Annotated in this window: 17 protein-coding genes and 5 pseudogenes; 15 read left to right on the top strand and 7 right to left on the bottom strand. The window is 60.6% G+C overall.

The genetic code is table 11. The features are described from left to right. Nucleotides 1-28: 28 nt before the first annotated feature. From HAP54_RS45755 to HAP54_RS45765, 3 genes are all read left to right on the top strand, one after another. Nucleotides 29-1,324, top strand: a complete 1,296-nt coding sequence (locus HAP54_RS45755) for an O-acetylhomoserine aminocarboxypropyltransferase (RefSeq protein WP_166297940.1) — start codon at nt 29-31, stop codon at nt 1,322-1,324. Between the two features lie 3 nt (nt 1,325-1,327). Beyond that, nucleotides 1,328-2,107, top strand: coding sequence for an alpha/beta fold hydrolase (locus HAP54_RS45760; protein WP_166297941.1), 780 nt, complete (start codon nt 1,328-1,330; stop codon nt 2,105-2,107). A gap of 197 nt (nt 2,108-2,304) precedes the next feature. Beyond that, complete coding sequence (locus HAP54_RS45765; RefSeq protein WP_166297942.1) at nt 2,305-3,507, top strand: tyrosine-type recombinase/integrase; 1,203 nt, start codon at nt 2,305-2,307, stop codon at nt 3,505-3,507. 405 nt (nt 3,508-3,912) lie between these two features. Here HAP54_RS45765 and HAP54_RS45770 read toward each other — a convergent pair whose 3' ends face one another. Continuing rightward, nucleotides 3,913-5,247 carry an IS1182 family transposase gene (locus HAP54_RS45770; protein ID WP_166293900.1) on the bottom strand — a complete coding sequence of 445 codons (1,335 nt, stop codon included), beginning with the start codon at nt 5,245-5,247 and terminating at the stop codon, nt 3,913-3,915. A 608-nt stretch (nt 5,248-5,855) separates the two neighbouring features. Between HAP54_RS45770 and HAP54_RS45775 the strand changes: the two genes are divergently transcribed. From HAP54_RS45775 to HAP54_RS45790, 4 genes are read left to right on the top strand one after another with little or no spacing between them, the layout of a single operon-like run. Next, a complete protein-coding gene (locus HAP54_RS45775; protein ID WP_166297943.1) occupies nt 5,856-6,857 on the top strand; it encodes a DUF3618 domain-containing protein in 1,002 nt (333 codons plus the stop codon). Then, the gene (locus tag HAP54_RS45780) at nt 6,854-7,396 is read left to right on the top strand and encodes a hypothetical protein (RefSeq protein ID WP_166297944.1); all 543 of its coding nucleotides are present in this window, start codon (nt 6,854-6,856) and stop codon (nt 7,394-7,396) included. The genes HAP54_RS45775 and HAP54_RS45780 overlap by 4 nt, the downstream gene beginning before the upstream one ends. Beyond that, the gene (locus HAP54_RS45785; RefSeq protein ID WP_166297945.1) at nt 7,393-7,788 is read left to right on the top strand and encodes a phage holin family protein; all 396 of its coding nucleotides are present in this window, start codon (nt 7,393-7,395) and stop codon (nt 7,786-7,788) included. Before HAP54_RS45780 ends, HAP54_RS45785 begins: the two co-directional genes overlap by 4 nt. After that, nucleotides 7,785-8,510, top strand: coding sequence for a hypothetical protein (locus tag HAP54_RS45790; RefSeq protein ID WP_166297946.1), 726 nt, complete (start codon nt 7,785-7,787; stop codon nt 8,508-8,510). The genes HAP54_RS45785 and HAP54_RS45790 overlap by 4 nt, the downstream gene beginning before the upstream one ends. On the opposite strand, the pseudogene HAP54_RS45795 reads toward HAP54_RS45790, so the two are convergent. Further along, nucleotides 8,507-8,881 (bottom strand): annotated as a pseudogene (locus HAP54_RS45795) (DUF72 domain-containing protein); the annotation flags it as partial. The gene HAP54_RS45790 and the pseudogene HAP54_RS45795 sit on opposite strands and share 4 nt — an antisense overlap. A gap of 90 nt (nt 8,882-8,971) precedes the next feature. On the opposite strand from HAP54_RS45795, the gene HAP54_RS45800 reads away from it, so the two are divergent. The 4 genes and pseudogenes from HAP54_RS45800 to HAP54_RS45815 all read left to right on the top strand — a co-directional run. Further along, nucleotides 8,972-10,405: an IS701 family transposase gene (locus HAP54_RS45800; RefSeq protein WP_166307123.1), complete on the top strand. Its 1,434-nt coding sequence runs from the start codon at nt 8,972-8,974 to the stop codon at nt 10,403-10,405. A gap of 63 nt (nt 10,406-10,468) precedes the next feature. Then, entirely contained in the window at nt 10,469-11,803 is a 1,335-nt protein-coding gene (locus tag HAP54_RS45805; RefSeq protein ID WP_166293900.1) for an IS1182 family transposase, read from the top strand. A gap of 118 nt (nt 11,804-11,921) precedes the next feature. After that, nucleotides 11,922-13,256, top strand: coding sequence for an IS1182 family transposase (locus tag HAP54_RS45810; RefSeq protein ID WP_166297947.1), 1,335 nt, complete (start codon nt 11,922-11,924; stop codon nt 13,254-13,256). A 177-nt stretch (nt 13,257-13,433) separates the two neighbouring features. After that, a pseudogene (locus tag HAP54_RS45815) lies at nt 13,434-13,979 on the top strand (IS1380-like element ISNha3 family transposase); the annotation flags it as partial. Nucleotides 13,980-14,351: 372 nt separating this feature from the next. Here the strand turns inward: HAP54_RS45815 and HAP54_RS45820 are convergent. After that, the gene (locus HAP54_RS45820; RefSeq protein ID WP_166297948.1) at nt 14,352-16,565 is read right to left on the bottom strand and encodes a hypothetical protein; all 2,214 of its coding nucleotides are present in this window, start codon (nt 16,563-16,565) and stop codon (nt 14,352-14,354) included. Between the two features lie 316 nt (nt 16,566-16,881). Here HAP54_RS45820 and HAP54_RS45825 point away from each other — a divergent pair. After that, a pseudogene (locus HAP54_RS45825) lies at nt 16,882-17,594 on the top strand (IS5 family transposase). Between the two features lie 184 nt (nt 17,595-17,778). On the opposite strand, the gene HAP54_RS45830 reads toward HAP54_RS45825, so the two are convergent. Further along, entirely contained in the window at nt 17,779-19,122 is a 1,344-nt protein-coding gene (locus HAP54_RS45830; protein WP_166297949.1) for an IS1380-like element ISBdi2 family transposase, read from the bottom strand. Between the two features lie 121 nt (nt 19,123-19,243). Here HAP54_RS45830 and HAP54_RS45835 point away from each other — a divergent pair. After that, nucleotides 19,244-20,068: pseudogene (locus HAP54_RS45835) on the top strand (IS5 family transposase); the annotation flags it as partial. A 257-nt stretch (nt 20,069-20,325) separates the two neighbouring features. Here the strand turns inward: HAP54_RS45835 and HAP54_RS45840 are convergent. Then, entirely contained in the window at nt 20,326-20,799 is a 474-nt protein-coding gene (locus tag HAP54_RS45840; protein WP_210297458.1) for a hypothetical protein, read from the bottom strand. Between the two features lie 234 nt (nt 20,800-21,033). Here HAP54_RS45840 and HAP54_RS45845 point away from each other — a divergent pair. After that, nucleotides 21,034-21,668: pseudogene (locus HAP54_RS45845) on the top strand (tyrosine-type recombinase/integrase). 1,253 nt (nt 21,669-22,921) lie between these two features. Here the strand turns inward: HAP54_RS45845 and HAP54_RS45850 are convergent. Together HAP54_RS45850 and HAP54_RS45855 are read right to left on the bottom strand one after the other, a co-directional pair. Beyond that, on the bottom strand, nt 22,922-23,632 hold the full coding sequence (locus HAP54_RS45850) for a hypothetical protein (protein ID WP_224741507.1): 711 nt from the start codon (nt 23,630-23,632) through the stop codon (nt 22,922-22,924). 257 nt (nt 23,633-23,889) lie between these two features. Next, complete coding sequence (locus HAP54_RS45855) at nt 23,890-24,201, bottom strand: hypothetical protein (RefSeq protein ID WP_166297951.1); 312 nt, start codon at nt 24,199-24,201, stop codon at nt 23,890-23,892. A 273-nt stretch (nt 24,202-24,474) separates the two neighbouring features. Between HAP54_RS45855 and HAP54_RS45860 the strand changes: the two genes are divergently transcribed. Further along, nucleotides 24,475-24,579: an alpha/beta fold hydrolase gene (locus HAP54_RS45860; protein ID WP_414645925.1), complete on the top strand. Its 105-nt coding sequence runs from the start codon at nt 24,475-24,477 to the stop codon at nt 24,577-24,579. Nucleotides 24,580-24,712 lie beyond the last annotated feature (133 nt).

Here is a 24,712-nt window from a genome sequence, read left to right on the forward strand (position 1 = left end):
TCCGATCGACTGACCTGACGAGTTTCGCATGCCCGCACCCAAGCCGCCTGCCTTCGAAACCCTGAGCCTGCACGCCGGCCAGCGCCCCGATCCCGCGACCGGCGCGCGCGCGGTTCCGATCTACCAGACCACGTCCTACGTGTTCCAGGACGCCGACCACGCCGCAGCACTGTTCAACCTGGAACGCGCCGGCCACATCTATACGCGGATCTCGAACCCGACCACCGCGGTTCTGGAGGAGCGCATCGCTGCGCTCGAATGCGGCGTCGGCGCGATCTGCACCGCCAGCGGCATGGCCGCGATGCATCTGGCGATCGCAACCCTGCTCAATGCCGGCGACCATATCGTCGCCTCCGCCTCGCTTTATGGCGGCACCATCAACATTTTGGCACATACGCTGCCGCGCTTCGGCATCACCACCACGTTCGTGAAGCCGCGCGCGCTCGACGAATTCCGCGCCGCGATCAAGCCGAACACGCGGCTCGTGATCGGCGAAACCATCGGCAATCCCGGCCTCGAGGTGCTCGATATCCCGGCGGTCGCCCAGATCGCGCACGATGCGAAGATTCCGCTCTTGATCGACAACACCTTCGCGACGCCTTATCTGAGCCAGCCGATCGAGCTCGGCGCCGACATCACGATGAATTCGGCGACCAAATGGATGGGCGGCCACGGCATTGCCATCGGCGGCGTCATTGTCGATGGCGGCCGGTTCGACTGGCGCGCCTCCGGCAAATTCCCGCAGCTGACCGAGCCCTATGCCGGCTATCACGGCATCGTCTTCGACGAGCAGTTCGGCAAGGCCGCCTTCATCATGCGCGCCCGCACCGAGGGCCTGCGCGATTTCGGCGCCTGCCTGTCGCCGACCAATGCGTTCCAGCTGTTGCAGGGCATCGAGACGCTCGGCGTCCGCATGGACCGCCACGTCAGCAACACCCATGCGGTACTGGACGCCCTCGCCGCCAACAAGGCGGTCGACTGGGTGCTGCATCCGTCGCTGGAGACGCATCCGGACTACGCGCTGGCGAAGAAGCTGTTGCCGCGCGGCGCCGGCTCGATCATCAGCTTCGGCATCAAGGGCGGTCGCGCCGCCGGCAAGAAGTTCATCGAATCCCTGAAGCTGATCAGCCATCTCGCCAATGTCGGCGACGCCAAGACGCTGGTGATCCACCCTGCAAGCACCACGCATCAGCAGATGGATGCCGAGCAGCTCAAGGCCGCCGGGATCGGCGAGGAGCTGGTGCGGCTCTCGGTCGGCATCGAGACCGCGCAGGACATCATCGACGATCTCGGCCAGGCGCTGCGCACCTCGCAAAGGACCTGAGCCATGCAGCTTTCCGTCAACGGCATCGACACCTTTGTTGCGACCGGCGGCAAGCCGTTCGATGCATCGCTGCCGGCCGTGGTGATGATCCACGGCGCCGGCTTCGATTCCTCGACCTGGGCGCTGCACAGCCGCTGGTTCGCCCATCACGGCTATTCCGTGCTGGCGCCCGACCTGCCCGGGCATGGCCGCTCCTCCGGCAAGCCGCTAAAGACAATCGCCGAGATGGCCGACTGGATCGCGGCGCTGATTGCCGCGGCCGGCGCAGCGAAGGCCCGGCTGATCGGCCATTCGATGGGGTCGCTGATCGCGATCGAGACCTCGGCGCGGCATCCCGACAGGGTCTCCGGTCTCGCGCTGATCGGCACCGCCGCGACCATGACGGTCGGCCCCGACCTGCTGAAGGCCGCCGAGGCCAATGATGCTGACGCGATCGACATGGTCTCGATCTGGGGCCTCGGCTTCAAGGCCGAGCTCGGCGGCAGCCTCGCGCCGGGGATGTGGATGCACCAGGGCGCGCAGCGGGTGCTGCAGGAGGCGAAGCCGGGCGTGCTGTACAACGACCTCAACGCCTGCAACGCCTACCAGAACGCGCTGACCGCCGCGGCCGCGGTCAAGGTGCCCGCGACCTTCATCCTCGGCGAGCGCGACATGATGACCCCCGCCAAGGCCGGCAAGGCGCTGGCCGCCGCGACGCCGAACGCGCGGACCGTGGTGCTGGCGGGCGCCGGCCACATGATGATGGTCGAGCAGCCCGACGAACTGCTGGCGGCGTTGCGATAGCGGCGGCGGTCCCCCTTCCCTTCTCCCCTTGTGTTCTCGGGGAGGAGATTGCTGGGGATGGAAGTTGTTTCCTGGAGGTGGATACAGCGTTGATATTGCTTGCGTCAACCGAGACGGACGGTCACGCTTGATCCTAACGTAACCCATGCGGTGCTACCTATTTTGGTTCGAGGTAGCATCGTCGGTCGAGGGATCAAATGCCGCGTGTGAAGCTGACCAAGAGTGTCATTGACGCTCTGCCCACTCCATCGAAGGACACCGTTCATTGGGACACCGGGCGTCCCGGTTTTGGCGTCAAGATTACTCCGAAAGGGCGCAAGGTTTTCGTCGTGTTGTATCGAACGGCGGGAGCGGGGTCGCGCCTGCGCAAATATACCATCGGACCATACGGCCGGATCACCCTCAATCAGGCTCGCGTGACCGCCCAGAAGGTATTTGCTGCAAAACTGGACGGTCGCGACCTCGCCGCGGAGAAGAAGGACTCCCGCCGAAGGATGGTTGCAGACCGCGTTGATGATCTGCTTGAGGCTTTCATTGCCCAGCACATTTCCCAAAATCGGTCTGCGCGGGAGATCTCACGAATGCTCCGCCGAGAGGCCGGGTCGGCATGGGGTAGCCGGAGCATTCATGAGATCAGCAAGCGTGATGTGATTGATGTCGTTAATACGATTGAGCAACGCGGGGCTCCGGTCGCCGCCAACAAGGCACTAAAGGCGATCAAAACCTTCTTTCGCTGGTGTGTGGGCCGCGCCGTGCTGGACCGGTCACCCGCCGACGGTGTGCCGCTTCCGGCAAAACAGGTGACGCGGGATCGGGTGTTGAGCGATGGCGAACTCGCCCAAGTCATCCTCGCAGCAAGACAGATTGGCGGTCCCTATGGCGACATCGTCGAGGTCTTGGCCTTGACCGGCCAGCGCCGAGAGGAGGTGGCGCGTTGCACCTGGGATGAGATCGATCTGAAGATGCGAACCTGGAAGCTTTCTTCTGACCGCACGAAAAATGCAAAACCGCATGAAGTGCATCTATCCGACCCCGTCATAGCCGTTTTAACCAGAGCTAAAAAGGCAGGTAAGTTTGTCTTCTCGCGGTCGGGAGATATCTCATTTCAGGACTTCAGTTCCGCCAAGCGAGAAATAGATGAGATTTCCGGCGTCACCGAATGGCGGCTGCATGATCTGCGACGAACCTGCGTCTCTGGTATGGCAAGGCTAGGCATAGCCCCACACGTCGCCGACAAGATTCTGAATCACCAAGCAGGCACGATCTCTGGTGTTGCAGCCGTCTATCAACGCCACGATTTCCTCGCCGAACGCAGAGAAGCTCTAGAAACGTGGGGTACCCATGTTAGTCGCATCATCGGCAATTTCTTTGAAATCAATGCTCGTCGCAAAGCAGCCTGATCCTTTTTCATTGACAGATCCCTCGCTGGACCTAACCGTAACGTCATGCTGCTGCACCTGCCACACAGGGTTCGGGATCACTCTCGCCGACACCACAGTCCGCTATTGGGCAAGTTCGGGAAAACATTTCCTCTTGCTGAGTTTTTCGCATTTTGACGCCAACGCAGACGCTGAGGATGGTGCGCTCGTGACTTTTAATCATGGGGTCGAGGGCTCGAGTCCCTCCGCGCTCATCATTGATAATGCAGAATAAATCTCGATAATCCCAGATTGAGTCATTCGACGTTTACCATTGGGGTAACGACTCGGGTAACAACAATTGGTGTGCGCTTAGGAATGATCAACGCATCTAGGAGCCCGTCCAGATATGTTTTCGTGACGGGCATTTGTTGTAGAGTAGCAGGCTCAGGCTGCGTTTGCGAGGTTGAACAGCTTGAGGAGGTTATGGACGGTGCAGATCATTGTCCACTCGGCGCGCACTTTCTCGATGCCCCGCAACAGGAACTGGCGGAAGCCTCTTGCCTGTTTGATCTGCCCGAACACCGGCTCCACCACTTGCTTTCGCAATCGGTAGGGTGTTTCGAAGCCGCCATCGTCGATCTTCTTTCGCATGGCCTGTGTCAGCGGGCCGCCGACTTTTCCGTTCGCTACTGTCGGGTGCTTGGCGCGTCCGGGCGCGACATAGCCATCGATGCTGCGTGTGTCGAGCGCTTCGAGATTGGCTTCGCTGCAGTAGCCGGAATCCGCTGAGGCCTGCCGCGGCTTGCGGCCAAGATTGCTCTCGATGGCCTCGATCAGGGGCACCAACTGGCCCTGATCGCTGCCGTGCTGGGTCAGTTCTTGCGCGACAATGATCTGGGCATGTGCATCGACGGCCGCCTGGGCATTATAGGCCTGAACGAAGCCATCCTTCGACTTCATGATGCGGCTTTCCGGATCGGTGAAGTTGCGTTGCGCCTTGGGATTGGGTTCCTCCGATGGCAGCGCCGCCGGTTTGCCCGGCTTCTTGCGGCCTTCGGCCTGGCGCTGCTGTTCCTTTTCGGCCTCGATGCGGCGCTCTTCCTCCGCCGCCAGTTTGGCGTCCGCTTCCAGCGCCGCCATCGCTTGCTGGATCTTCGCCAGCCGTTTCTGCTTGTCGACGGTCCAGTCCGGCAGTTCGTCGCTGTTGCCGAAAGTCTCATCCTCCGAGGCATCCGCCGCCTCGGCGGCCGCCAGCATGCGAGCGACCTCGGCCTTCAATTCCGCCTCGCGCTTCTTCATGCGCTCATAACTCATCGCCTTGTGTTTCGACGCGTTCGCCTTGATCTTCGTACCATCCAGCGCGACATGACCGAGCTTGACCAGCCCGGCCGTCTCGCACAACTTCAGAACCTGCACGAATAGCGCGCCGAGCGCCTTCAAATGTCGCTTGCGAAAGTCGCAGATCGTCCGAAAATCCGGCGCATCCAGCGCCACGATCATCACAAAATCGTTCCGCTCCCGGCAGGCCTTGGCAATCCGACGCGACGAATACAGCCCACTCGCATAGCTATGCAGCAGCAGCGCCACCATCATCCGCGGATCAAACGGCGGCTGCCCAAGCCCGCTCACATAGCTGCCCATGATCTCCCTGAGATCGAGGCTCTCCCGCACCAGATCAACCATAAACCGCGAGACATGGCCTTTCGGCACGAAGTCCTGCACATTCGGCGGCAGAAGCAGCGTCTGATCGATGTTCCAAGGCCGAAAATACTTGCTCATCGCCCAATGTTGAATCAGACCCGACCAGATTTGAACAGCGACTATCCAGACAAGCTCCTAGCGACCAATAAGACCAAGGAAGAACTGTTCGCCAAGATCGCAGCACAACAGCGGCTCTCGCCATAAGTCGGCGTTTGCCGGATGGCACAAGTGGATTGACCCGTACAACAAGCTGGAAGGGTGAAATTCCCAGAGAGCGGCGCCGTTCGTCTATCACTGCCCTCGAAGAGAATTTCTTTAGCGCAGGTAATACTCGCTGGATCGAATGCATGCCGAGATCAACGCCATGATCCAAACCCATGCCGTCCTGGGCCCCGTCGCCGCCCTTGCATTTTGCTGGCAGCCCTCAAAACCGGCGTGGCCGGCAATCGTCACGCTGCTATTCACGCGGTAGCGTTTCGCGAGCTCGGGCTGGGCGCATTTTGTCACAACGCGCTCTCTATCGCTCATCGCCATTTATCTGGACGGATGTGCCTCCACTCCGAGAAGTCTTTTCGCCGAGCGGCCAAGCCTGATAAGCGCACTCCAGTAAACCGCCGCCTCTCGCAGGAACGATTCAACAAAACGTGAGTTCGCTTTTAAACAAGAACGATAGATCGGTGACAGCCATGACAAGATCCGTTGAGGAATTGAGGCGCGCGTCCGAGCGGAGCCGCGCGCAGCTCGCGACGACCGTCGATCGGTTGAGAGAGCAAATCACCGACACCGCTGAAGGCCTGCGCTACAAGGTTTCTCCGCAGGGGATTAAGTCAGAAGTCTCCGAGTTCGTCGGCCGAAAAACCCAAGGCTGGCTCGACTCGCTCAAGCAGCAAGCCATGGAAAACCCGATGCAGACCATCGCTGCGGGGACTGCGGTTGCGGTGCCCGTCCTGCGGCTGGCCCGGGGTTTTCCACTCCCCCTACTGATGATCGGTGCCGGCCTTGCCTTGACGTCGAAGACCGTTCGCAACCGCGCCATTGAGGCGGCGGCGCCAACGATCGAAAAGGCCAAGGAATTAGGAGGTGATGCCGCCGAACGCGCTCAATCCTTCGGGAAAGGTACGGCGGATGGGATATCCGCAATGGGGCGAAAGGCCGCCGACCTGGCGAGCGAAGCCCAAGCCGCCGCGACCGGGCTCGCCGGCGACCTGAAAGACCGGGTATCCGAGACCGTCGATCGGGTGAAAGCAGGCATCGATACCGCCTCGGACACGGCAAAAGATAGCATCGATCGAGCCCGGTCGACCGCGCGCGAAAAGGCGACCCCCGCGCCGGAAACCGTGCGTCAGGTCTTCCACGACAACGCCACCTTGATCGCCGGTGTGGGGGTCGCGATCGGAGCGATTATTGCGGCCTCCCTTCCCAACACAAGGGCTGAAGCTTCCGCACTCGGCGAGGCGAGCGATGGCGCCAAACGTGCGGCAGGCAAGGCAGCTCAGTCGGGATTCGTGACGGCCAAGGACGCGGTACTGTCGGCCGCCGATGCGGCTGCGAAGAGCGTATCGGATGCGGATCTTGGCAAACACGCCAGCCGGATGACCCGGGATATGTCCGAAAGACTGAAGGAAGCAGCCGACGACATGGTGACGGCGGCATTCAATCCCTCTCGAACCGAAGAGAAATCGTCATGAGCGAATTTGATACCCATATTCGACAAGCCGCGTCTTCTCAGGCGCAGGACCCGACCGCCTCTAACACTCTGAAGGACCAAATCGCCGAAGCAGGCGCCGACGTCAAACAACGCGCGGGCGATGCGCTGCGGGCCTCAACCGAGGCCGCGCGTGACAAGTTCAAGGAGGCGGCCGACGCGGCACGGGACGTGGCGGAGGGAGCCGCAGATCGCTTCCAGGACAAGGCCGAGGAGCAGCAGCGCTCCGGGGCAGATTTCGTAACCCGGCTCGCCGGAAACATTCGGCAAGCCGGCCATGCTTTCGAAAGCGACGCACCATTTGCCGCGCGCGGCATCAATTCCGCCGCTGACTACGTCGAAGACGCTGCCGAGAAGATCCGCAATGGAACTTTTCGTGATCTCGTGGACGGGGCGTCCGACTTCGCGAAACGGCAGCCGGCTGCCTTTCTCGGATTGTCGGTGCTCGCTGGCTTCGCCGCAATACGCTTCTTCAAGGCGTCAGGAAGCCAGACATCCTCGGGCGGCGAGGATGCATCATGAACACTCAATCGGATCTTCAGGCGATTTCGACCCTCCTCGGCGAGGCGCTCTCGCAGTTCGCCAAGCTCTTCCAGAATGAGATTGATCTCGCCAAGGCCGAAGCGGGCGAGAAGGTGCAGCAGATCGGCAGCGCTGCAGGCTTCTTCGCCGCGGGCGCCGTTCTAGTCATTCCCGCGCTCGTCATGGCGCTTTTTTCGCTGTCAGCAGCCTTGATCGCGGCCGGCTGGTCGCAGCCGAGTTCATACCTTGTCTCAGCGATCGTTGCGGGAGCGGTTGCCGGCGTGTTGTTCGCCGTCGGCATGAACCGCCTGGACGCCCGCAATTTGGCGCCTCGCGAAACGATGCGTCAGCTAGAGAAGGACAAGATTAGTGTGAAGGAAATGGTGAGATGAGCGGCACACAATCAGGTTTTCTGGACAATCTGAGGGACGCGGTTCGGGAAAATCCGCTTGCCGCCGCGCTGATCGGCGGAGGTGCGGTATGGCTCTTGTTGGGTAACGAGACGCTGAAGAACGCGGCAAAATCGGTGAGTGGGGCAACAGCACCGCTCGCCGATATTGGAGCCAATCTGCGGCCGAGCGCGCCGAAATTCACGAGCAGTCCGCCGACCGCTCCGGAAACGGAAGCCGGATTATCACAACACTTGGGCGACACCGTGCGCGATGCGAAAAGCACGGCGTCGGCTACCATGTCGAGCGCCGCGGATGCAGTCAAGCAGGGGTTGGATGAAGGCGTTACCTATGCACAGGAAAACTTGGGCAAGCTCGGCGATGCGCTGCCGCGAAAGGAGACGATCGCACAGGTCCAATCGTCCTTCTCGGCGCTGCTCGAGAGACAACCGCTTCTGATCGGCGCAATAGGTTTGACGGTTGGAGCGGCGGTTGCCGGCGCGTTCAGTGGGTCAGAATTCGAAAACAATTGGGCCGGAGAGCTCAGCGACAGCGTCAAAGAGGACCTGAATGCTCGGGCGGAAGCGGTAGCTCAAAGCGTGCGCGAAGCCTCCGAGACGCTCAAGGCTGAAGCTGACGACATCGGCACCGAAACTCTCGAGCGGTTGCAAGAAACTGGCCGGACTGGGGCAAATGTGGTGCGTGAGCATCTAAAGACGCGTTAGGCCGCGGAGGTTGGCGGCCCAAAGCTTCGCAACATGCGCCGCAGTGCGCTGGCGTTTTTCGGCGCATAGGCGTCATTATCGTTATTGAAATAGACCCAGGCTCGTTTGGCTCGGCTGGCCTTAATCCTGTCGGCCCACACCGTCAGCTCTTCCTTTGGATAGTCGTGCCGATACCAGCGCTTGGGACCATGCAACCTGACATATACTTCATCCGCGGTCCGGATAAGTACGTCCGGTAGTCTCGGCCCACTGCAAGAGCAGAAGATGATGCCTGCCTCTCGGAAGGCGCGGTAAACCTCTTCATTCCACCAGCTGGCGTGCCGAAATTCCACGACGTTGCGGCGGGCGGGATCAAGCTGGCCGACAATGTTATTGAGCCGGCCCCTAGTCTGACTGAGTCACAAAACCGCCGGCCAGAATCAGCGATGGATGAAGCACGGACCATCAGTCGAGAGGCCGACATGAGCGGGCGTGGCACCAAGACGAGCGAGAAGCGATTTGCGACGTATTTGGAAGGGCTTGCCAGTGTCATCGGTCATGCTGATCGGAAGGCGCCGCTGCGCGACTATTGCGTCGGCCTGATGGCCTGTGGCGGTCGCAAGAGCGTGGAGTCGATGGCGGCGGTGACAGCTCCGGAACGGACGGCCGCCCAGCATCAATCGCTGCTGCATTTCGTCGGCAGCGGCGCCTGGTCGGATGAGAAGGTGCTGGGCAAGGTACGTGAGATGGTCCTGCCGGCGATTGAACGCCAGGGCCCCATCGAAGCCTGGATCATCGACGATACCGGATTTCCCAAGCAGGGCCGACATTCAGTTGGAGTTGCACGGCAATATTGCGGGCAGCTCGGCAAGCAGGATAATTGTCAGGTGGCGGTGTCACTGTCGATTGCCAACCACCACGCCAGCCTGCCTGTCGCTTATCGCCTTTATCTTCCGAAGGAATGGACTGAGGACTGCGATCGGCGGCGCAAGGTGGGCATTCCTGCCGAAGTTGGCTTCCGGACCAAGCCGGAGATCGCGCTGGAGCAGTTGCGGTGGGCCTGCGCGAGCGGCCTTCCACGCGGTGTCGTACTGATGGACGCGGGCTATGGCAATAACAGCGACCTGCGCACGGAGATCACGGCGCTGGGATTGACCTATGTGGCGGGTCTTCTGTCGAGCACAACGGTATGGGCGCCCGGTACCGGTCCCTTGCCGCCGAAGCCATGGTCGGGCCGCGGCCGTCCACCGAAACTGATGCGCCGCAACCGTCAGCATCAGCCGGCCGCCGTCAAGGCGCTCGCGATCGGCCTGCCGGCCAAAGCTTGGCGCACCATCACGTGGCGGCAAGGAACGAACGAAAAGCTGACCTCGCGCTTTGCCCGCGTGCGGGTCCGTGCCGCGCATCGTGATTATTGGCAAACCACCCGGCGATTGGAGGAATGGTTGCTGATCGAATGGCCAAAAGGCGAGGACCAGCCTACCAAATACTGGCTCTCGACATTGCCGGATGTGGCATTCCGGACTCTCGTTGAGACGGCTAAATTGCGCTGGCGCATCGAACGCGACTATCAGGAACTCAAGCAGGAGGTCGGGCTCGGCCACTTCGAGGGACGCGGCTGGCGCGGCTTTCATCATCACGCAACAATGTGCATCGCAGCCTACGGATTCCTGATCTCCGAGCGGGAGACGATTCCCCCCTCAGGCACTCGGCACGCCCGGCCGATCCTGCTCGATCGCATTCCCGCAGATTACAGACCCCGCGGATTTGCCGCTGCGGACCCAACGTCACATTCCAAATTCGATCGCGACGATGCGACGGCGCCTCGAACATGGGCTCGTCCGAACGCTGTCGAGATGTCCTTGTTGTGCGATCAAGTTCGACCACTAGACAGATCATCGTTTGTGACGCAGTAGGACTAGGAGCTTGTCTGGATAGTCGCTGTTCAAATCTGGTCGGGTCTGATTCAACATTGGGCGATGAGCAAGTATTTTCGGCCTTGGAACATCGATCAGACGCTGCTTCTGCCGCCGAATGTGCAGGACTTCGTGCCGAAAGGCCATGTCTCGCGGTTTATGGTTGATCTGGTGCGGGAGAGCCTCGATCTCAGGGAGATCATGGGCAGCTATGTGAGCGGGCTTGGGCAGCCGCCGTTTGATCCGCGGATGATGGTGGCGCTGCTGCTGCATAGCTATGCGAGTGGGCTGTATTCGTCGCGTCGGATTGCCAAGGCCTGCCGGGAGCGGAACGATTTTGTGATGATCGTGGCGCTGGATGCGCCGGATTTTCGGACGATCTGCGACTTTCGCAAGCGACATTTGAAGGCGCTCGGCGCGCTATTCGTGCAGGTTCTGAAGTTGTGCGAGACGGCCGGGCTGGTCAAGCTCGGTCATGTCGCGCTGGATGGTACGAAGATCAAGGCGAACGCGTCGAAACACAAGGCGATGAGTTATGAGCGCATGAAGAAGCGCGAGGCGGAATTGAAGGCCGAGGTCGCTCGCATGCTGGCGGCCGCCGAGGCGGCGGATGCCTCGGAGGATGAGACTTTCGGCAACAGCGACGAACTGCCGGACTGGACCGTCGACAAGCAGAAACGGCTGGCGAAGATCCAGCAAGCGATGGCGGCGCTGGAAGCGGACGCCAAACTGGCGGCGGAGGAAGAGCGCCGCATCGAGGCCGAAAAGGAACAGCAGCGCCAGGCCGAAGGCCGCAAGAAGCCGGGCAAACCGGCGGCGCTGCCATCGGAGGAACCCAATCCCAAGGCGCAACGCAACTTCACCGATCCGGAAAGCCGCATCATGAAGTCGAAGGATGGCTTCGTTCAGGCCTATAATGCCCAGGCGGCCGTCGATGCACATGCCCAGATCATTGTCGCGCAAGAACTGACCCAGCACGGCAGCGATCAGGGCCAGTTGGTGCCCCTGATCGAGGCCATCGAGAGCAATCTTGGCCGCAAGCCGCGGCAGGCCTCAGCGGATTCCGGCTACTGCAGCGAAGCCAATCTCGAAGCGCTCGACACACGCAGCATCGATGGCTATGTCGCGCCCGGACGCGCCAAGCACCCGACAGTAGCGAACGGAAAAGTCGGCGGCCCGCTGACACAGGCCATGCGAAAGAAGATCGACGATGGCGGCTTCGAAACACCCTACCGATTGCGAAAGCAAGTGGTGGAGCCGGTGTTCGGGCAGATCAAACAGGCAAGAGGCTTCCGCCAGTTCCTGTTGCGGGGCATCGAGAAAGTGCGCGCCGAGTGGACAATGATCTGCACCGTCCATAACCTCCTCAAGCTGTTCAACCTCGCAAACGCAGCCTGAGCCTGCTACTCTACAACAAATGCCCGTCACGAAAACATATCTGGACGGGCTCCTAGACTAGGAGCTTGTCTGGATAGTCGCTGTTCAAATCTGGTCGGGTCTGATTCAACATTGGGCGATGAGCAAGTATTTTCGGCCTTGGAACATCGATCAGACGCTGCTTCTGCCGCCGAATGTGCAGGACTTCGTGCCGAAAGGCCATGTCTCGCGGTTTATGGTTGATCTGGTGCGGGAGAGCCTCGATCTCAGGGAGATCATGGGCAGCTATGTGAGCGGGCTTGGGCAGCCGCCGTTTGATCCGCGGATGATGGTGGCGCTGCTGCTGCATAGCTATGCGAGTGGGCTGTATTCGTCGCGTCGGATTGCCAAGGCCTGCCGGGAGCGGAACGATTTTGTGATGATCGTGGCGCTGGATGCGCCGGATTTTCGGACGATCAGCGACTTTCGCAAGCGACATTTGAAGGCGCTCGGCGCGCTATTCGTGCAGGTTCTGAAGTTGCGCGAGACGGCCGGGCTGGTCAAGCTCGGTCATGTCGCGCTGGATGGTACGAAGATCAAGGCGAACGCGTCGAAACACAAGGCGATGAGTTATGAGCGCATGAAGAAGCGCGAGGCGGAATTGAAGGCCGAGGTCGCTCGCATGCTGGCGGCCGCCGAGGCGGCGGATGCCTCGGAGGATGAGACTTTCGGCAACAGCGACGAACTGCCGGACTGGACCGTCGACAAGCAGAAACGGCTGGCGAAGATCCAGCAAGCGATGGCGGCGCTGGAAGCGGACGCCAAACTGGCGGCGGAGGAAGAGCGCCGCATCGAGGCCGAAAAGGAACAGCAGCGCCAGGCCGAAGGCCGCAAGAAGCCGGGCAAACCGGCGGCGCTGCCATCGGAGGAACCCAATCCCAAGGCGCAACGCAACTTCACCGATCCGGAAAGCCGCATCATGAAGTCGAAGGATGGCTTCGTTCAGGCCTATAATGCCCAGGCGGCCGTCGATGCACATGCCCAGATCATTGTCGCGCAAGAACTGACCCAGCACGGCAGCGATCAGGGCCAGTTGGTGCCCCTGATCGAGGCCATCGAGAGCAATCTTGGCCGCAAGCCGCGGCAGGCCTCAGCGGATTCCGGCTACTGCAGCGAAGCCAATCTCGAAGCGCTCGACACACGCAGCATCGATGGCTATGTCGCGCCCGGACGCGCCAAGCACCCGACAGTAGCGAACGGAAAAGTCGGCGGCCCGCTGACACAGGCCATGCGAAAGAAGATCGACGATGGCGGCTTCGAAACACCCTACCGATTGCGAAAGCAAGTGGTGGAGCCGGTGTTCGGACAGATCAAACAGGCAAGAGGCTTCCGCCAGTTCCTGTTGCGGGGCATCGAGAAAGTGCGCGCCGAGTGGACAATGATCTGCACCGTCCATAACCTCCTCAAGCTGTTCAACCTCGCAAACGCAGCCTGAGCCTGCTACTCTACAACAAATGCCCGTCACGAAAACATATCTGGACGGGCTCCTAGCCCGCCTTATTCGTCAGAGGGCGCCTGAGAGGCTGGCGAGCGTGGTGTAAAGCGCTGATGCGGCGTAGGATTCGGTTGTAAAGCCACCCCATCACCTTCAGCCGCGAACACCACGCCCGCCATGACCGATGATACGATTCTGCCCTTCTCGTTTCCAGCCGTTCACGCCAAGAAAGTCACAGCTGCCTTCGATGGCGGTCGGCTGACCTCGAACGGGGGCGTGATGCTTCTGGCGATGGCCGAGCGGCGTCTCGGCTTGGCCGACAATTTGGCCCGGGTGTTCCCGGATCGGCGCGATCCGACGCGGGTCGTGCACAGCCTTGTCGATATGTTCCGCGCGCGCATGTTCGCGATCTGCTGCGGCTACGAGGACGCCGACGACCTCGATCATCTGCGGTCCGATCCCGCATTCAAGCTGGCCTGCGGACGGCTGCCGGACACGGGTCGCGATCTGTGTTCCCAACCGACGCTGTCGCGGCTGGAGAATGCTCCGCGCCTGCGCGACGTGATCCGACTGACCTACACTTTGGTCGACGCATGGATGGATAGCTACCCGCGCGAGCCGGCATCCGTCACGCTCGACATCGATGATACCTGCGATGTCGTCCACGGCCATCAGCAGCTCTCGCTGTTCAACGCTCATTATGACGAACGCTGCTTCCTGCCTGCCCGCTGAAAGGCCGCCGCCTCTGCCGACGAGTCGGCCGGAGAGGCATCTTGCGCGTCCACGCTATCCGTTTGTTGACGCGCGCGATACATTGAGACGAAGTTCATCTGTACTCACTTTCGAAGATGAAGGCCAGGAGCGCTGATCGTATGTGCCTGGACTTGAGCCGACACATCGCCGGCATTTGACGGTTCAGCTGCCAAGCGAAAGGAAGTCGTGGTCACGACGCTCCCGATCGAATTTCAATCGGACCCCGTTGTCGATCTGTTCGAGGAGTTCGCGCCGTCGAGCTCATCGGGGATTTCCTCTCGGTGATAACGGCCACTTGATCGTGTCACCACAGCGGCGCTCCGGCGCGAGACACCCAGGTAACTACATCCCGAGGCGCGCGAACTGCATCGACGCGTGCTCCGCCTCGGAAAGGGGATACCACGGCTGGCTGCCAGCTGCGGTGCGCAACAAGGACCTACAGAACGCCGGCGTGAGCTTGCCGCGGTGGATCACGACGTTCTCGCGCCCCGTCGCAGCTCGAGCGCTCTGCCAGTCCTGATTGTAGCCGCGCTGGTCATTGGACTTCACGTGGCAAGCGGCGAACGCGGCATCGCTCAGCGTTGCCAACTGCCAGGCATGTACCGGCCGCTTGGTATGGATGTGCACCCACATCGGGCTTGGGATCGCGCCATTGCGCAGGGCCTTGGGCTGCAGCTTGATCTCGAACAGTGTCCCCGGATCACCCTTCAAGGCGCGCGGTGGATTCACAGACGCCAGCTCCCCGGCCGCCCGCAACTGTTCAAGATACTTCTGGGACGGAAACGCGTAGGTCTTCATGCAATCGATCGTGATCGCCGCCTTTCGCGTCTTCAAAGAGTTCGCCTGTCCCTGCACCTCGGACAACATCGCCTTGAGCCGGGTTATTTTGTCATGCACTTCCGGCACTTGCGCAGGCGTGAGTAGGCCACGTCGGCGAGGCTCCTCCAGCGCGACTACACTGGCCTCAATCTCGGAGGCCTGCGTCTGCAGTCGCTTAACGACGAGATCCACGACGTGATCGGCGTCCTCGGGCTTCATCTGGCGCGCTTGCGAGACGGCGCTTTGCTGAGCCGGCAGATCGAACTGCAAAAGTTCGTCCATTCGCTCGAGTAATCCGCTCAGTGCTTTCCTGGAGGGCGGAGCTTGCAATATCTCCAGGTGCCCAGTCGCCGACGATGACGCCCTCGCGTCTGCCTCCTCCGCGCTCGCGAGTTTCTTTGTACCCAAATCCGAGAGTACGATCACCTTGCCTGTTGGGGCCGTGGCAGCGTCGGGCGTGGCGAGCTGCGGCTCGCGCAGCCCGGCCGCCGAACTTCGCTCGCCTGCGGCCGGGGCGCGCTTGCCTTTCCCCTTCCTCCGCGCCGCACCCCCCTCAACCACTACGGCAGTCCGGGCCGGCGGCTCAATCATGGCGGGCGTCTTTGGCTGCACGTGCAAAAGACGCGTGACGTCGTCCGCGGTGACCCATGCACCTTCCGCGATCTGGCCCAACAGTTCCAATGGAAGGTCGGCATCCGTTCCGGCGTCCCTTAGCCTGGTAACGACGCCGTGCACCCCTGAGGCAAATTCCGAAAGCCGCTCCATGACTCCTTCCAGAACGGTGCAGTGGTCTGCGTCGAGCGCCGCTCCCCGCAGAACGGCGTCGGAAGTCGAGTTGAATGCCGGAAAAAAATCCGTGATAAAGGTCCCAAGCAGTCGCACCCGCCCGTCCTCACCCATGAGGGCGTCGTTCACGGCTGGGCCGAACGTGGCCGCCTTCGACTCGATCAAGAGTCGCGCGAGAGCGATGCGCGATTCCAGGTACATGCACTTCGTATTAAGTGCCCAGCCGGTACGCTGGCGTAGCGCGGCCTCGTCCTCCTCCCGCATCTTGGACGTGGCGCTTGGCAAGTTGGCGGTGGCCGCATAGACGGACTGCATCCGCTCCGAGCGCAATACCTTCTTTCCCCACCAATCCAAGCAGGCTTCGTAATGCTTCGCCACGCTGGATACCGCCCGGCCCAGCTGGCCGGGCGGAGCGCCGGCATCTCGCATCCGGCCGAGCACGGCTGCTGCTTTGCTCCTGTTCGCCTCCAGGTCCTTGACAATCCAGGCGGCCACGGCGTTGCATTCGTCTCCCGCAGCGATAGTTTCGGCGCGGACTCGGCGAGCCTGACCGTCGGAAAGAAGCTCGCGCGCCATGTCCGGGGGAAAGCTCGCGTAATAGCCCAGAACTTCCGAGCCTGCCTTGACGACTTGATCGATCCGCTCTTGCATCTCCGACGGATCCCGGGCTTGCATGACTGCATTTTTAGAAGCATCAAGACCCTCAAGCAGGCTGCGCATTTTTTGCTTCGCTGCTTTGATTCCGTCGCCACTCGAGGGCATCCGGACCGCCACACCGGACGCGGGTGGCTCACTCATGAGCGCGGTTCCATCTTGAGGTCCGGAGCGCATCCGCTCCAATTCGCTGTCGAAAGATTGCCCGCCTTCCCCAGGGGCGGGACCGGGCTCCGGGCTCGAACTGCTCGATCCCCATGCGCTGTCGGCTCCTGAAGGCCCAACAATGCCCGCCATCTTCCACCTCCAATCAGGTCCATAATGCGCAGCCTGTTTGGATAGACAGCTTGGCTGACGAGAAGCTGACCAAGGGCGTTTTCCCCGGATGCACAGGAAAACCCAGCTCACCATGGGTTGCAATTCTATGGCGTCTGGGGTGCTGCTGGAGGTAGCGGGGCATCGTCAACTTAATCGACCGGGAGCCGAAGGAGGCGCTTCTCAAAGGTTTGAGATTAGCTAGGGCCTGTTTGGATTCCGGATTCTCATCCTGGCTTGGTTGTGATTCAAGCTTGGGATGGACCGATTCGTTTTGACTGATGCCCAATGGGCGAAGATGGAGCCGCTTTGTCTTGGCAAGCCGGGTGATCCCGGCCGGAGCGGCAATAACAACCGGCTGTTTGTCGAAGCCGTGCTGTGGATTGCGCGCACGGGCAGTCCGTGGCGCGATCTGCCGCGCGCCTTCGGCAACTGGATAACCGTGTACACGCGCTTCCGCGACTGGGCCAAGGCGGGCGTCTGGAAGCGCATGTTTGATGCGGTCTCGGACGAGCCGGACATGGAGTACGTCATGGTTGATGCCACCATCGTCAAAGTCCACCGCCACGGACAGGGCGCAAAAGGGGGACGCAAAACCAGGCGATCGGCCGCTCGAAAGGCGGAATGACCACCAAAATCCTGGCACTGACCGACGCGCTCGGCAATCTCTTGCGTTTCGTGCTGCTGCCAGGACAGCGCTTCGACACGGTCGGCGTCCCGCCGTTGATCGAAGGGCTGACCTTCGATGCGATGATCGCCGACAAGGCGTTCGACAGCAACGCCATCATTGCCGACCTCGACGCACGCGGCGCCAAGGTCGTCATCTCCCAGCACCCGCGGCGCGCAAAACCTCTCGCCATCGACGCGGAAATCTACAAATGGCGACATCTGATCGAAAATTTCTTCTGCAAGCTCAAGGAATTCAAGCGGATCGCCATGCGAGCCGACAAAACAGATATCAGCTTCGAAGCCATGATCAATCTCACCGCCGCTGTGATAAATTCAAGATGAATCCAAACAGGCCCTAGCCCGTCCTATTCGTGAGAGTGCGTTTTTTTGGTCCGATTGATGTGGCCGCACATCTGCTCTGACGAGGCGCGCGGGATTGCCTTCGGCTTTTCACCGCCTGACGACCGGTACTTTGCAACGCGCTTGAGGTGTAGGTTGGGCGAACGGGGGGCGGACGCCCCGCCGGTCAAGGACCGAGCGGCAGCAGCGCGCCTGGCAAGCCGCGGATCAGGTCGGCTTCGGGACATGCCGCGGCAAACGCAAGGCGAATGCGGCTCGTGGTCTCGACCACACGGGCAGCGAGTTTCAAGAGACGAAGACGCAGCGTCGCGAACTCGGCTGTGGCCAATTCCCGGGCTTTGGGAATCGCGTCGCGCACGGTCAGCATCAGCCAATAAGCGGCGGTGTGGAGAACGAGGCGGACTTGATTGGCGAGCGCCGAACGGCAGCTGGTGCGATCGGAGGCGAGCTGTGTCTTATGCAGCTTGATCAGATTCTCGGCTTGGCCGCGCGCGCAATACAGGCTGTCGTAGATCCACTCGGCCGAGCCGACATCGAGGCTGGTGACGACGAAACGGATGTCGAGGCCGAGCATCGTCGCCTCAATACGGGCGACGGTACGCCGTTCGCGATCCCAGGACTTGGCCTTGTGGCGCGTCTCGGTATAGCCACGCAGAACCGGCAGGTTCTCGATGGCGCGTCGCGTGCGGATGTCGTCGGCGGCCTCGTCGACTTTTCTGGCGAGCGGCTTGGTGCCGGACAGACCGAAGATGTAGTCGATGCCGTTGGTCTCGCACCACGCCATGGCCTCCGGCCGGGCATAGTGCCCGTCGCCACGGAACGTGATTCGCGTGTTGTGCCACCGCGTCCGGATATGCCGTATCAGGCGGCGCAGATGGGCACGCACCTCGACGCCGCCCGGCGTCTTGCCGGGCCGCAGCACGACCGCCACGGGCCGGCTCTTCTCCGTGTCGTAGACGTGGATCGGCAGGAAGCAGCGTTCGTCATAATGAGCGTTGAACAGCGAGAGCTGCTGATGGCCGTGGACGACATCGCAGGTATCATCGATGTCGAGCGTGACGGATGCCGGCTCGCGCGGGTAGCTATCCATCCATGCGTCGACCAAAGTGTAGGTCAGTCGGATCACGTCGCGCAGGCGCGGAGCATTCTCCAGCCGCGACAGCGTCGGTTGGGAACACAGATCGCGACCCGTGTCCGGCAGCCGTCCGCAGGCCAGCTTGAATGCGGGATCGGACCGCAGATGATCGAGGTCGTCGGCGTCCTCGTAGCCGCAGCAGATCGCGAACATGCGCGCGCGGAACATATCGACAAGGCTGTGCACGACCCGCGTCGGATCGCGCCGATCCGGGAACACCCGGGCCAAATTGTCGGCCAAGCCGAGACGCCGCTCGGCCATCGCCAGAAGCATCACGCCCCCGTTCGAGGTCAGCCGACCGCCATCGAAGGCAGCTGTGACTTTCTTGGCGTGAACGGCTGGAAACGAGAAGGGCAGAATCGTATCGTCGGTCATGGCGGGCGTGGCGTTCGCGGTTGAGGTGATGGGGTTGGCTTTGCAACCGAATCCTACGCCGCATCAGCGCTTTACACCACGCTCGCCAGCCTCTCAGGCGCACTCTGACGAATAAGACGGGCTAGCGAGGAAGCACGGAGTGCGGCTGCGGCAATCCTATTCTCGGATCGCCAAGGCCACCGCGATGATGGCGGGACGCTACGCCCATGCCAAACAGTTCAAGCGGCACCAGCGGCAGTTGCGCATCCTGCGCAGCCGCCTGGGCCGGATCATCCGCGACATCCGCCGCAAGATCGAAGGCCAGGATGCGCTCGAAGAGGCGTTCGCACTCCCGTTGAGCCGGGCCACGCAGATCCGCTCGCAGCAGCAGCGCCAGCGCGGCTGGAAGCTGTATTCCTTCCATGCCCCCGAGGTGGAGTGCATCGGCAAGGGCAAGGCCAGCGCGCCTTACGAGTTCGGCGTGAAGGCTTCCATCGTCACCAACAACCGGCCTGCTCCCGGCGGCCAGTTCGTGCTGCACGCCAAGGCGCTGCCCGATAACCCTTACGACGGTCACACCCTGCGGGACGTCATCGACCGAACCGAGACACTCACCGGCTGCGCGATCCAGTGCGCCTTTGTCGACAAGGGATACCGCGGCCATGACGCACAGAACCCGCGCCGCGTCTTCATCTCCGGCCAGAAGCGCGGCGTCTTCGGCACTATCAAGCGCCAGCTGCGGCGCCGCTCCGCTATCGAGCCCGTGATCGGCCATTTGAAGGCTGACGGACACCTCGGCCGCTGCTACCTCAAAGGCCGCGCCGGTGATGCCGCCAACGTCATCCTCTCCGCCGTCGGTTACAACTTCCGCCGCATCCTCGCCTGGCTAAGGGCTCTTTGGTACCTCTTCCTGGCTGCCTTCTTCTCAGTCACCAGCCACCGCACACCACTCAAATCGGCTTCTTAACCGACGACTAAAAAAGGAGCGATCTCGGCAATTACCCGCCTTGGGCAGCTCCCTCCTAGGTTACATCGCCGCGCGCGTCGCGGATACAAGAAGTTGTGGGTGTGCTCAGGTGCTGGAATTTGGATGCGTGGTCCGAAACGGGTCAAAAGCCGACTTGTCTGTTGGTCGGATTGATGTCTGCTTTGCCCCGATGAGCGGACGTCGTCAGGACTTGCTGGCTGTAGGGCACATCAATTGCAGGACCGACCGAACGACCGTCATTCACCTTGATGCTCATCCGGAGCGGCTGCGTACCAAAGGCTATTAAGTTCTTCCTCTACCGCCCAGCCAACGTGGTTCGCGCGTGATCTGAGCTTGTCGAGACGCTGAAGGTAAGTGGGGCGCTCGGCAGGAGATACGCTCAATACGAATTCGAGGGACCGTTCATACATGCGGATCAGAGCAGCAAAGTAGCTTTCATCTTCTATGCTGCAGGATTCTAGAAATCCGAACGCCTCCTCGCAATAAAATATCGCCAGCTCCGCCATCCCATCCGGGCGCCCAATGGCTTTTTTGTAATCCGCAATCGCCTTCTTGGCTTTTGAAACTGATACGGGTTCGCCTTTCATTAAGTCCGGGGATATCCATCTTGAAACACTCGCTTTGAAGGGCTGGAGCTGATCATGACCCAATCCCAAGCGGGCATGCAAGAATGCCTGGTTTTCTTTGCTCGCGGTGTAGAGGTCTTGCACTAGCCCTTGAAGGCCCGCGCGATCGAAGGCTAGGAGTGCGGTCTTAACGTCACTCCACATTGGCGAGGCATTCTTGCTACGGACCACGGCCGCGGACCCTTCAAAGATGATTTTATGAGCGACCTTTCGGATGGCTCAAGATACATCACTACGCAAGAACAAATAGATTGGTCGGATCAACGATGCCTAACCAGTGGCACATGCTCTCCTCCTCTGTAACCGAGGAGTATGATCATGCTGGATCAAGCGAATGCTACCCTGACGCCTCATAAACCGTCGCCTTGGAACAAGGGCAAGCTGACCGGGGCAAAGCCGCCGCTGCGTCCAAAACACGTCTGGTCCATTCGGACGAAGCTCCAGACGAAGGCCGAGTTCGTGACCTCGCCATGTTCAATCTGGCAATCGACAGCAAGCTTCGCGGCTGTGACGTCGTTGCCATCCGGGTCGAGGATGTCGCTGCCGGCGGCTACACGGCGGATCGCGCAACGGTCCGACAAAGGAAAACTCGGCGGCCAGTCAGGTTTGAATTGAGCGAACAGACCCGCCAAGCGGTCGATGATTATCTAAAGGCCGTCCACAAGAGGCCCGGCGATTTCTTGTTCAAGGGGCGCCGCGGTCCAGATACCAACATAAGCACCCGCCAATATGCGCGCCTCGTATCGGAATGGATCGGTAGCGTCGGCTTGGATGCGAGGCTGTTTGGCACACATTCCTTGCGACGCACAAAAGCTACCCTGATCTATCGGCGGACTGGAAATCTCAGGGCCGTCCAGCTTTTGCTTGGGCATACCAAGATCGAAAGCACCCTCAGGTACCTCGGCATCGAAGTAGATGACGCCTTGGCAATAGCGGAACAAGTTGATGTCTGAAATACCCGGGCAGAGCGGACGTGCTCTGCCCGTCCTCCTAGCGCCGGTTTGTGCCGCCATGAAGAGGTATGTCGCTCATTCGAAGCCTCGGCTAGGGTAAGAAAAAAGATGAACGAATTTGCTACCTATATGCAGCCTACAATAGTCGGTTAACAGTCGACCTTAATAACCTGTTGAATTTAATAAGGAAGGACCTGCGACTAGAAATTTCCCTCTCCCCTTGTGGGAGAAGGTGGCGCGAAGCGCCGGATGAGGGGTCTGTCTCCGCGGATAGAGACCCCTCAGTCGGTTCCGATGCTTCGGCATGCGAAGTGCCCTTTGCCGCCACAGCTGCTGGTGACGTTGGAGAACTCACTCGAGCGCGAGCGCCCCCAAAATATCGAAAACAACCCCATGCAAAGTAGCATGGCGGCCGCCGGCACTCAGACAAGCGACTTGACGCGTCGGGCAACTCAGCGATATCTTCTATTATTCCGAAGTCTTGCGAACGCCTTCAGCACTTGCACAACAGCGTATGCTGTCCGTCGCGATTCTCACCCACCATGCCAGTGCAAGGGCGACTTGCCGGGTAAGCACTCGATTTCGTATCAATCACCAATGGCGGGTCGTATTCCGGTGAACCGACACCGGTCCGGCGGACGTGGAGATAATCGACTACCACTAGCTGGGGCGTGTACTGATAAATCGAGGCGGCTCGGATCATGCGTGTTGGACGTCTGCCATGGCCCTGACAGGAGCGCGACAGCGGGCATTGCCGCAAGTCCGCAAGGGGCCAGAAGCGGTGATTCAAGCCAGCCAAGAGCGAATTAGCTTGCCTTGCTTTGAGTCCTTTTGCACTCTCAGGTTAGGAGGCCGATGCATGAAGATGAAGATTATGACCGTCGTGTGCACCCTCGGAGCGGCCCTGGTGCTGTGTAACCTCGGGGCGTCCGGTGCTGAAGCCCGGGCGCGGAAGGCACAAGTCGTTCATGAACGAACGAGGGTCGTTATCCCGACGCCCGTGATAAGGCCGACTCCGTGGGACTATTATATTGTTCCACGATATCGCTATCGCCCTGAAGACGACCGGATCGATCCATATGGGCCGCCCCTGGTGTCGTCTTGGCGCCTCTATCAGGGGTGGCGGTGGCCATACTGGTGGTGAACAGCGATCACGCCAAACAGATCGCATTCCGGGAAAAGTGGTGATCGTTCCCTGACGGACGCGGCGGTGGCGGCTTCGGGCCAACAGCCGAAGTTGCGAAACGCGCCGATTATTGTGGCTCTCTCAGATGCCGATCTCCCTTTCGACGCTCGATAGAGGTCGGAGACCTTCGTTGCGGCGCTCCCAACGACGATGCAAGAAGGCCGACCCGGGCACTCCCGTCCCAACCAATGAATTCGTAGAGCCATTGCCCGTCGTCGGGAGTGCGATAGTGCCATTCCTTGAAAGACGAACTAGGCTTGCTCGGAACGATATCCATTCCGTTGGGAGGTCCGGAAGGACCCTCCCCCGAGGCAACGGAGGCCAGCCAGCGTTTGTCGGGAGAATAGTGCGGAGGTGCAACGATGCTTGTATCATCGCCCGTGTCCACCCATACAAGCCGCCAACTCACACCTTCCCAATAATCGACTTCGATCAGCAACAGATCGTGCTCGGGATAATAGCCGGTCAGTTGATATTTGACGCAGCCATCGGCGTCACTGCTCTGACACTTCGCTTCCTCGTTCAGATAAATTCGCGTCTTCCCGTTCCTGAACGTCAACTGCAAACCGGGACCTACGCGTCGGGCCAGTTCGCCAATCTGTTCCAGACAAGCTTTCTCTGAGCGATCAATATCGCCTGCGCCATAGTCGCCGATGCATCGGCCGTCCTGCGACGGATGATCAGAAAAGGAATAGGGAACGGCTGCGGTTGCTGCTGCGTCGATGCAGAGACCTGCTGCCGCGCAGGCGATCACCAGCCGTGCGAGTAGAGCCCTCATTTGCAAAGCCCAGATCAGGAAACGCCGCTCCCGGCGTGATAAGAGAAAACCCTATTGGTCGGGTTAATGGCTTAGGTCAAAGTTGCCCGGTCATAAATGTGAGCTTCGGGTCAAAAGCCGCCGATAGCGATCGAACCTCGGGACTTCCGGTTCACTTCGCAGAGCCGACGTTTCTCGATGGTCATCCAGATCGTAAGCCATCGGCCAATCCCGACATTCGACAATGCTGCGTCAGGCTCACCGCTAGCATGGCAACACTATTTCGGATGAATGACAAAAGCGATGGCCGCGCCGAGCGAAAACCAGATCAACAAGGGCGTCTCTACGCGGATCACCCACTTGCGGTAGATACGGCCGGTTAAGTCAAAGTCCGTGGGATCGGTTAGAAACACGAAGCCATCAGCGCGAGGAAGATTCCACAACTCCCAAAACGTCAAGCTTCGGCGAGGAAACCGATGTTGGAGCATTTTGTAACGCAGCATGAGGCCGAGTAGATAAAGAATTCCCGATACTCCAGCCCAGATATAGAAGATTCTATAGAACCAGATATGGAAGACTGTTGCGCTCAAGCCTCTCGCCTTGTTTCTTTCCCGCCGGTTTTTTTTGGGGGGTAAGTGTCCGGTCAAGTTCACAAGGTTAGCCTATCGAGACGCGACACGCCACGGGTCAACAGAGACGGTACGTCCGCCTCGGGTCACAACCGGTGAAGCTCAGGATGAGCGCAAGATTTCCGCCTCGCCTCCAAGACCCGACATTTTGCAAGAGCACGACCACTCAGGCGGTCGGAAAGAATTTCCGAGCGGCCGCTTGCGGCACGCGTCGGACGGCGCAGGTGCAGTTTGGTGGACGATGCGGCGACGCCGGACGCCCGTATTGTGGTGCTACCGGGCGCGGGCCACATGATGATGGTCGAGCAGCCGGACGAACTGCTGGCGGCGCTGCAGTAATAGCGCTCGAGGCCCTGCACTTCCCTTCTCCCCTTGAGGGAGAAGGTGGCTCGCATCGACAGATGCGAGCCGGATGAGGGGTCTCTATCCGCGGAGACAGACCCCTCACCCCGCTTCGCTGCGCGAAGCGACC

It is taken from the genome of Bradyrhizobium sp. 2S1, from assembly GCF_011516625.5.
Classification (GTDB): Bacteria; Pseudomonadota; Alphaproteobacteria; order Rhizobiales; family Xanthobacteraceae; genus Bradyrhizobium; species Bradyrhizobium septentrionale.

Excerpts from the sequence above, each read along its gene's own strand:
- HAP54_RS45755 (WP_166297940.1), top strand. The coding sequence starts at position 29 with ATGCCCGCACCCAAGCCGCCTGCCTTCGAAACCCTGAGCCTGCACGCC.
- HAP54_RS45760 (WP_166297941.1), top strand. The coding sequence starts at position 1,328 with ATGCAGCTTTCCGTCAACGGCATCGACACCTTTGTTGCGACCGGCGGC.
- HAP54_RS45765 (WP_166297942.1), top strand. The coding sequence starts at position 2,305 with ATGCCGCGTGTGAAGCTGACCAAGAGTGTCATTGACGCTCTGCCCACT.
- HAP54_RS45770 (WP_166293900.1), bottom strand. The coding sequence starts at position 5,247 with ATGAGCAAGTATTTTCGGCCTTGGAACATCGATCAGACGCTGCTTCTG.
- HAP54_RS45775 (WP_166297943.1), top strand. The coding sequence starts at position 5,856 with ATGACAAGATCCGTTGAGGAATTGAGGCGCGCGTCCGAGCGGAGCCGC.
- HAP54_RS45780 (WP_166297944.1), top strand. The coding sequence starts at position 6,854 with ATGAGCGAATTTGATACCCATATTCGACAAGCCGCGTCTTCTCAGGCG.
- HAP54_RS45785 (WP_166297945.1), top strand. The coding sequence starts at position 7,393 with ATGAACACTCAATCGGATCTTCAGGCGATTTCGACCCTCCTCGGCGAG.
- HAP54_RS45790 (WP_166297946.1), top strand. The coding sequence starts at position 7,785 with ATGAGCGGCACACAATCAGGTTTTCTGGACAATCTGAGGGACGCGGTT.
- HAP54_RS45800 (WP_166307123.1), top strand. The coding sequence starts at position 8,972 with ATGAGCGGGCGTGGCACCAAGACGAGCGAGAAGCGATTTGCGACGTAT.
- HAP54_RS45805 (WP_166293900.1), top strand. The coding sequence starts at position 10,469 with ATGAGCAAGTATTTTCGGCCTTGGAACATCGATCAGACGCTGCTTCTG.
- HAP54_RS45810 (WP_166297947.1), top strand. The coding sequence starts at position 11,922 with ATGAGCAAGTATTTTCGGCCTTGGAACATCGATCAGACGCTGCTTCTG.
- HAP54_RS45820 (WP_166297948.1), bottom strand. The coding sequence starts at position 16,565 with ATGGCGGGCATTGTTGGGCCTTCAGGAGCCGACAGCGCATGGGGATCG.
- HAP54_RS45830 (WP_166297949.1), bottom strand. The coding sequence starts at position 19,122 with ATGACCGACGATACGATTCTGCCCTTCTCGTTTCCAGCCGTTCACGCC.
- HAP54_RS45850 (WP_224741507.1), bottom strand. The coding sequence starts at position 23,632 with ATGAGGGCTCTACTCGCACGGCTGGTGATCGCCTGCGCGGCAGCAGGT.